Source organism: Neptunomonas sp. ABH4_499, assembly GCF_056160565.1.
Genome location: NZ_JBSWXK010000029.1, coordinates 1 through 7,876 on the forward strand (window position 1 = coordinate 1; position 7,876 = coordinate 7,876).

Here is a 7,876-nt window from a genome sequence, read left to right on the forward strand (position 1 = left end):
CTGAAGGGCAAAAAAGGCGGGGTTTCCATATTCGAACCGCATTATAAACCACTATAAATCATACGGTTACGTATTTTTCAGGGGCGACTATTTAGCTGCAATGCTAGCAAGCTCCTTCTGCGGGTTCAGTTTGCAACTGTAATTGGTATTTGAGGCTCTATTGCTAAGTAATGCAGTCCACGTGAGCTTTCCTACTACGCCGTCAGCGTTTAATCCTGATGCAGATTGAAACTCTTTGACTGCTAGCTCTGTTTTTCTACCAAAATGGCCATCTACAGCAAGGTTTTTGTTAAGAGATGAGTTTAAAAGGGTTTGAAGCTCTTTTACGGAGCTACCTTTACTGTTTAGTCGCAATATATCGTGAGGCATTTAAGTATTCCTTTACTTTAAAAAAATCCATCCGTCATAAGACAGTTGATCAATGAGGTTTGGCTTTGATCTAACTAATATTCCATCTGATACTTTGATTATATCAATGTTATCAGTTTTAACTTGCTTTAAGTTGGAGCAGATAACATCCTCCGCTATTTCAATCTTATCTATACCAGGTTCATAGTAAGTGATTACTAAAGAGTTTGATTCTTTACTAAACCGAACTGATATATCTGCACCACCGGTATCATTAGCATATTCAATTTTTTGATTGTTCGGTTGTAGGTTAAAAGAGCTTAAAGGGAGCTCTTCAGTACCGATAAGAACATAAGAGTTATTTGGCTCGAAATCAAAACAAGTCTGTGTTTCTGGCTGTGCATGAGCACATCCAGATATTAATAAAGGCACAAAAAGGGCTGGGATAAGCTTGTTGATGTGTTTCATGCAGCTATTCCTTGTCATATGAAACGAAAATTTTTTCGATTCTAGCAATTTGACTACCTAACGTCACTCATCTACGAAGCCTACTCTTACTATATACATCTTATCCAAAACGGTTTGCTCTACCTCCCAGCCATAGATGTCTGCGATCCTATGGATTAAGTCCATTCCGATTCCATGTGAGTCCCCATGGGTATCATCGGTGGCGTTGGTGATCGTAATGGAATTGCTTTGCACATGAACATGAATCGCTTGTTGACTGTGCGTAAGGGCGTTTCGCAGTAAGTTATCCACAACAATGGAGGCCATCAATGGGTCAGCTTGCCATGTGGCATTAGAATCTACGTCGCAGCTAATCCGCGCGTGGGTTTCATCCGGTGCGTAGAGCAACACATCGTCGATCAGCTCTTCAATGTCGGTCTGACCCAGTTGAACGGCGTGTTGGGTGTGCTGCTCTCGACTGATGGCGAGAAAGGTGTCGATTAAGCGCTGCATACGCTGGCTCGCGTTGCGCATTCGTTTTTCGGCGCGTTGATGGACGGGGTTGGCTTGTAACTGCGGGCTGATCAGATCCAGATTGCCTTGAATCACCGTCATTGGGGTTCGAAGCTCGTGGCTGGCGTATCGAGTAAAGGCGTGCTCGCGCTCGATGAAGGATTCAAGGCGTACGACCAGATCTCGATAGGCGCGACTCAGATCCCCCAATTCGTCTTGTCGATCTAAGGTTGGGAAGGCCTGATCTTGGTTATGTTGGTAATGGGTGATCTGCTCCGTTAGCTGGGTGATGGGTGCTGCCAAATGATCGCTGACTTTGCGGACTGTGACAACCGAGATCACCACGCACACGACAACGGAGGAGAGGATGAACAAGAGGTCATCAAACTCGGTATCCATCAAGTTCGAGACCTCTTCGGCCTCGCCATCGACCATGTACCACATCCCCACAAGCACTAAAAACGCGATGATAGCGGTGTAGACACCAATGACTCGGGTCAGCTGATCTTTAAAGGTGGTGCCTTTGAGATACGATAACATGGTGATTCCTAATCGAGCTTTGGCGCGGACAAGCGAAAACCGATGCCTCGCACGGTCTCAAGCATGGGGTATGTGAAAGGCTTATCGAGCGTTTGGCGCAGTTGGTAGAGGTGGCTTCGAAGCGCATCGCTGTCGGGTGCTTCATCTGGCCAGATCGCATGCTCAAGTTGCCCACGCGAAACGACATTGGGTGAATGATGCATTAAGGTGGCCAGTAGCTTGAACTGGATGGGGTTCAATTTAAGCGGTTGCCCCTCGCGGGTGGCTTGGTTCAGCGTTGGGTTAAGCGCTAGATCACCCACGTTCAGCTGATGCACTTGCTTGGATACGCGATGGCTGAGCGCATGGATTCGGCACAACAACTCCGGCATCGCAAAGGGCTTAACGAGGTAGTCGTCAGCCCCACTTTGAAAACCGGCAATCTTATCTTCCAACGTATCCCGTGCGGTTAACAGTAATACCGGTGTGCTGATGCCGCGTTTGCGCAGCTCCTCGCAGGTGGATAAGCCATCTCGCTTTGGCATCATCACATCCAACACAATCACATCGTAGTGTTGTTGTTCGCAGTAAGTAAGCGCTTGCTCACCATTATAGGCGCAATCTGCCTCTATCCCTTGCAGTTCAAGTTGATCGGCCAAGGTTGCCAGAATATCCGGATCATCATCAGTGAGCAGTACGAGCATGGACGATATCTTGAGTTGACGGTTTTGGCTTGAGTATGGGCGAGCATAGCACCGCAATCAACCAGCAAAGCACTGCCGTCCAAAGATCGTGCGAGATTAAATGCGCGCCACGAAGCTGCTGTACAAAGCCTAGAGATGCGCCCATTAGGATCACGGCAATTAAGATCATCCACGGGTGCGGAAGGCGCTTTTGTCGTGCAATAAAGTACAGGCCAAACCAGGCAAAACCGGCACTGGCATGACCTGCGGGGAAACATTCGCTCGCTTGTCGATATTGGAATAGATACTGGCCGATGGAGTGGTAATCGACACTGCCACCGAACGGGGTCATCTCCCAAGGGCATGGCACGCCTGTTACGTGCTTTAACAGCGAAATACAAAACACGGATGCCAGCGAGGAGATGCTCAGATAACCAAGGCCATTGTTAAAGCGTGATAACGACGGCAAGACAAAGCTCAGACACCACGCCGCAACGACGATCAGCGCCATCAAGGACAGCAGGTTACGTGCTCCGGTGTGCAATACATTCGCAAGCAAAGGGTTGTCTTTTAGGGCCCACTGCCCTCCTTCCCATTGGTACAACTGATCGGCCAGCCAAAAATCCCAATGAAACCGTTCAAACAGGAGTGTGCAAAGTGCGAGTAGCGCCACAGGAAGCAGGATGTAGCTCACGAGAAAACGACGATCACCCACGACGACACACCCCAAAGCGATCTTGGTCTTTCATATACAGTTGGGTATCCACCGCCATCAAGCCCAACAAAGAGTGAAATAAGGCATCTTGGCTAGTAGGTGACTTTGCTTGCTCTTGTACGCAGGCAGGATCAATCTCCATCTGTTGCTGGAACGACTCAGAGAGCCACGCCACCATAGGGACGTGAGTTTGAGTCTCTGGGGCGATGAAATACGGCATACCGTGCAGGTACATGTTGTTCTCGCCCAAGGATTCACCATGATCGGATAGGTACACTACGCTGCTGGCCCACTGATCATTGCGCGCTTGGAAATAGCGGATTACATTGGCGATGACATGATCGGTATAGAGGAGCGAATTGTCGTATGTATTACGGATCGCCTCAGGGGAGCAGGTCTTAAGATCACCCGTGGCGCAGATCGGGGTGAATTGCTCATAGGTTTTCGGGTAGCGTTGATAATACGCAGGCCCATGACTGCCCTGTTGGTGCAATACGATCACCGCTTTGTCACCTGCGTTGGCCAGCCATGTATCGAGATGATGGGTCATTGCCTCATCAAAGCAGTGATCATCTTTACAGACGCTGTCATCCCAATAGGCGCTTTGTGGCTGGCTGGTGATCCGATCGCACACGCCTTTACAGCCGGAGTTGTTATCGCGCCAAAGCACAGGAACGCCCGCATGGCCAAGCACATCTAAGACGTTCTCACGGTGTGCAGCGGTTGAGCCATCGTAATTGTCATGCGTCATGTCCGAAAACATACACGGCACTGAAACCGCGGTGCTGGTACCGCAGCTTTCAACCGACCCAAAATTAATGATGGGTAGCTGGGCTAGCTCCGGTGTGGTGTTGCGTTCGTAACCGTTTAAACCAAAGTTCGCAGCCCGCGCGGTTTCCCCAACGATGACGACGGTGACGACCGGTTTTTGAATACGTGACCAAATCGGCGCAAGCTTGGCGTCTTCACCGATGCGTTGTAGGGGGAGGTCTTTCTGATCATAAGCACCGGACAAATAACGGCTGGTGTAATAGAGATAATTGCTTGGAATAATCAGATGGCGAATTTCGCGATGATTTCGAAACGTCGAAGAAAAGGACTTAGAAAAGCCAGAATTCAAAGCGAAAATCGTTAAAACGGCAGTGATTAGATAGATAAGCCAAATCAGCACGCCCTTTTTAAACGATGGATAAGAGACTTTAACCCAGCACACCAAGGCGCTTGGCAGCACGCCAAATAACAACAGATGAGCCATGAAGGCTCCGCTGATCAGATCGTTTACTTCGGCGGTATCGGTTTCGAACGCATTTTGAACCATCGACTTATCGATGATCACCCCATAATGCGTCATAAAAAAGTGAATGGGCGCTGCACTGATAAAGAGAAACACCAGTACCGGTTTTTGCAGCTTAGGTACAGCGACACTTTGTAGAATTACGGTCATGACCGTCGCTAAGAAAAGCGCAAATGCGCCTAAAAACAAAGTGCCTTGTAGCGTATCGGGAATCGTTGGGCTAATGCGTTGCCATAACGGCTGGTTGTAACCCAGCACAAACACCCACGCGGCCAGCGTCGCTAGCCAATGATGCGAAATGCGTAAGCGCGGAATCGATACGCGATGCGTGTCCGAGTTGGACTGGGTAATCGTTGACAGCACAATGCCTCCAAAGTCTTAAAGGGGATATTTTCCCCAAGGCTAAAGAGGCGCATGTGAAAGGAGTGTGAAATGAAGAGCACGTAAGTGCTCCCCTTATCTGAACATCAAAAACGATAGCTTGCGCTCACAAAGAGGTTGCGACCGAGCAGCGTATAGCGGGCGTTGTCATCGTCTTTGTACAAGTTGACGTTGGTGATGTTGTTGATGCCGCCTCGCAGCGTCCAGTTAGGCGACAGCGTTTTGCGCACTGCTAAATCATAGGTGGTGTAGCTGTCGACTGGGTCGCCGTAATAGTCTTGATCGCCGGTGTAGCTGGCGGTTAAAGACGATTCGAACGACTCATCGGGTTGCCATGTAATCGAGGTGCGTAACGTCTGACGTGGGCGGTTTGGTAATGGATCACCGTTTTGATCTTCGGTGTCCGTGTAGGCGTAGCCCAGATCCCACAACCACGCAGGCGCTAACTGCCAGTGCGTATTCAGCTCGATGCCGCTGATGTCGACTTGATCTTCGTTGATCCACATCCGATTACCTGTGACGGCGTCTCGGGTGGCGGTGATCATATCTTCAACATCCGATACAAAGTAGACCGCACTTACGCCCCAGCCCTCTTGCTGCACTTCGATGCCCAGCTCATAGTTGGTGCTGGTTTCGGCCGACAGGTTTTCATCGCCGTAGATGTAGCAACTGCCGCCGCAGCTAACGATGCGGTAATCGGAATTAAGCTGATACGCATCCGGTGCTTTAAAGGCTTGGCTGACGCCGCCTTTAACGACAACACCCTCGGCCACTTGGTAGACCAGATAGCCGCGGGGTGTAAATTCGCCGCCAAAGATTTCGTGATCATCATAACGGCCACCAAGAGTCAGCGTCAGGCGATCGGTTAGGCCGATCTCGTCCTGTGCATACACGGACGCTTGGCTGATGGAGGACTCGCCATCTTCAAAGTAGGCGACCTTATCCTTGATCGTCTGGTCGCGGTATTCAACACCGACGGTCAGGTTATGATTTGACATCATCTTATTGACGGAGCCCGAGAGCGTGAGGTTTTCCTCTTTTAAGTGGCGCTGCATCGGATCATCGTAAGCGTTGTTGTAGTCATCAATATCGCTGTCTTCGTAGTTTGCCGACAAGGTTGTGCGGCCCCAGTCCCACTCGCCCTTATGTGTCAGGCCAAGGGTGGTGCGCTCTATACTCTGATCGCGGAACGAATCTACATCGCCGTAGGCGGCCAGCGGGCGATCGTCTTTGTTGAGCATCAGATCGATATCTAAGATTTGCTCATCGGTGATGGCCCACGACAGAGTCGACTGCAGGTTACGGGTGTTTTTCTCTTCGATGTCCGCCACCGTGGGGTTATCGTCATCATCGGCGTACCATGGATCACGGTTAGACAGCTCAGCCGACAGGCTCAGGGAGACGGTATCGCTCAGAGCACCTGCGGTATAAAGATTGGTGCGCAATTGATCGCCGTTGTCCCCAGCGGTGGGTGCTCGGTATTCGACATCGACTTGCCCTTGCCACTGGGCCGTTGGCTTTTTGGTGATGATGTTGATAACGCCGCCCATGGCATCTGCGCCGTACAGCGACGACATTGGCCCGCGCACAACCTCGACACGTTCAATGGCCGATAGTGGGATAGCGCTGTAGTCAAAATCACCGCCACGCCAGAGTGCATCGGCGGATGAAACACGCTTACCGTTCACCATAAAGACGGTGTAGTTACTGTCCATACCGCGCAAGCTTAAGTTATCCCGCCCCGAGCTGTCCGTCATGTTATGAGCACCTGCGGTGCGCCCAATCAGATCCGCCAAGCTATTGGATGGGGTATCCATGATCTCCTCTTGGGTGATCACGGTCGTAAAGGCCGGTGCCGATAGCGCATCGTGCTCAGTGCTGGAGGCACTGATGATCAGGTTATCCAGATCCACACTCTCCTGTGCAAAAGCACTCGGCGACATAGCGCTGAGTAGCGCAAGGGTCAGTAGATGAGGCGTAAATAAACGAGTGCTAGGTAACAATGAAGCGTGATCGCGACACAATGGCAATGTCATACGGCTGTCCTTAATTCATTATCCAAACGCAAAAAGAATATGCCGCGCCAGCATTGTGAAGGGGGCAACACCCAGCGCGGAGACTGGACTGTAATGAAAGTGATAACGATTATCAATAGCTATATAGTGATCTTGCTCGCGGGTTCGCTTTTCTCCGTACAAGTCAGGAGTATTTAGTTCCTAGGTTTAAGCAGGCAGAGTCTTGTTCGTCACGTCTCAAGGCCGTAAGCGGTTGCCGCTAAGCCTATTGATCATAGAGACAGCAAGTACAGCCCACAGAACAGCATAAATCACGAGCCAAGCCGATAAAATCCAACCATGCGTTTGGCAAATACTGATCGAGAAGGACGCCACTTCAATCATCGCTAACGCCAAGGCTTGAACCGCTAGAATACTGAACAAAGCAAGGGCATCCAGTATGCCGAATGCTGATTTTAAACGAACCAAATTAAAGCAAAGCAGCACTAAAAATAGCGCGACCCCTAAACTGATCAGTAAATTCTCTCCGCCGCCTTGGCTGGCAAGACGGCTGACGGGCAGTACTTCAGATGTTTCTTCTAGAAAGAAATACAAGCTACCCAGCTTGTAAAAGAGTAGGCTTAGCAGCATTTCGACTAATGATAACAATACGACTGTGAATCTGATGAGCTTCATACTTAGTGCCATCAATTTAGGGTGTTCGATATATCGGTCGAGTTTATTTCCTTACTCAACATGTTTTTCAGCTTTTTCTTTAAAAATAGTATCTATCTTAAAGGCCATGGGTTAATCAACATTGGATTTTAAATTAATTTTCTCAGTATTTATTGAAGCAACAAAAAGGGCAGCCATGCTACCCTTTAATTTAATTAGTCGCCCCTGAAAAACACCCTTTACGCACGGACCAAACTCAGGCTCTGTGCGTTCATTTCTCTTCTTTCCAATAACCCGATCAAATACA

Annotated in this window: 8 protein-coding genes; all 8 read right to left on the minus strand. The window is 49.5% G+C overall.

Features of this window, described 5'->3' with window-relative positions:
• Positions 1 to 87 precede the first annotated feature (87 nt).
• Positions 88 to 369: a peptidoglycan-binding domain-containing protein gene (locus ACXAF9_RS17915; RefSeq protein WP_475076695.1), complete on the minus strand. Its 282-nt coding sequence runs from the start codon at positions 367 to 369 to the stop codon at positions 88 to 90.
• Between the two features lie 12 nt (positions 370 to 381).
• Complete coding sequence (locus ACXAF9_RS17920) at positions 382 to 816, minus strand: hypothetical protein (protein WP_475076698.1); 435 nt, start codon at positions 814 to 816, stop codon at positions 382 to 384.
• 63 nt (positions 817 to 879) lie between these two features.
• Positions 880 to 1,848 (minus strand): sensor histidine kinase, encoded by a 969-nt coding sequence (locus tag ACXAF9_RS17925; RefSeq protein WP_475076701.1) that lies wholly within the window; start codon positions 1,846 to 1,848, stop codon positions 880 to 882.
• A gap of 8 nt (positions 1,849 to 1,856) precedes the next feature.
• Positions 1,857 to 2,531 (minus strand): response regulator transcription factor, encoded by a 675-nt coding sequence (locus tag ACXAF9_RS17930; protein ID WP_475076703.1) that lies wholly within the window; start codon positions 2,529 to 2,531, stop codon positions 1,857 to 1,859.
• The gene (locus ACXAF9_RS17935; RefSeq protein WP_475076706.1) at positions 2,512 to 3,225 is read right to left on the minus strand and encodes a phosphatase PAP2 family protein; all 714 of its coding nucleotides are present in this window, start codon (positions 3,223 to 3,225) and stop codon (positions 2,512 to 2,514) included. Before ACXAF9_RS17935 ends, ACXAF9_RS17930 begins: the two co-directional genes overlap by 20 nt.
• A complete protein-coding gene (locus tag ACXAF9_RS17940) occupies positions 3,218 to 4,882 on the minus strand; it encodes a phosphoethanolamine transferase (RefSeq protein ID WP_475076709.1) in 1,665 nt (554 codons plus the stop codon). Before ACXAF9_RS17940 ends, ACXAF9_RS17935 begins: the two co-directional genes overlap by 8 nt.
• 104 nt (positions 4,883 to 4,986) lie before the next feature.
• Positions 4,987 to 6,936, minus strand: coding sequence for a TonB-dependent receptor plug domain-containing protein (locus ACXAF9_RS17945; protein ID WP_475076711.1), 1,950 nt, complete (start codon positions 6,934 to 6,936; stop codon positions 4,987 to 4,989).
• A gap of 216 nt (positions 6,937 to 7,152) precedes the next feature.
• The gene (locus tag ACXAF9_RS17950) at positions 7,153 to 7,590 is read right to left on the minus strand and encodes a hypothetical protein (RefSeq protein WP_475076714.1); all 438 of its coding nucleotides are present in this window, start codon (positions 7,588 to 7,590) and stop codon (positions 7,153 to 7,155) included.
• Between the last annotated feature and the right edge of the window lie 286 nt (positions 7,591 to 7,876).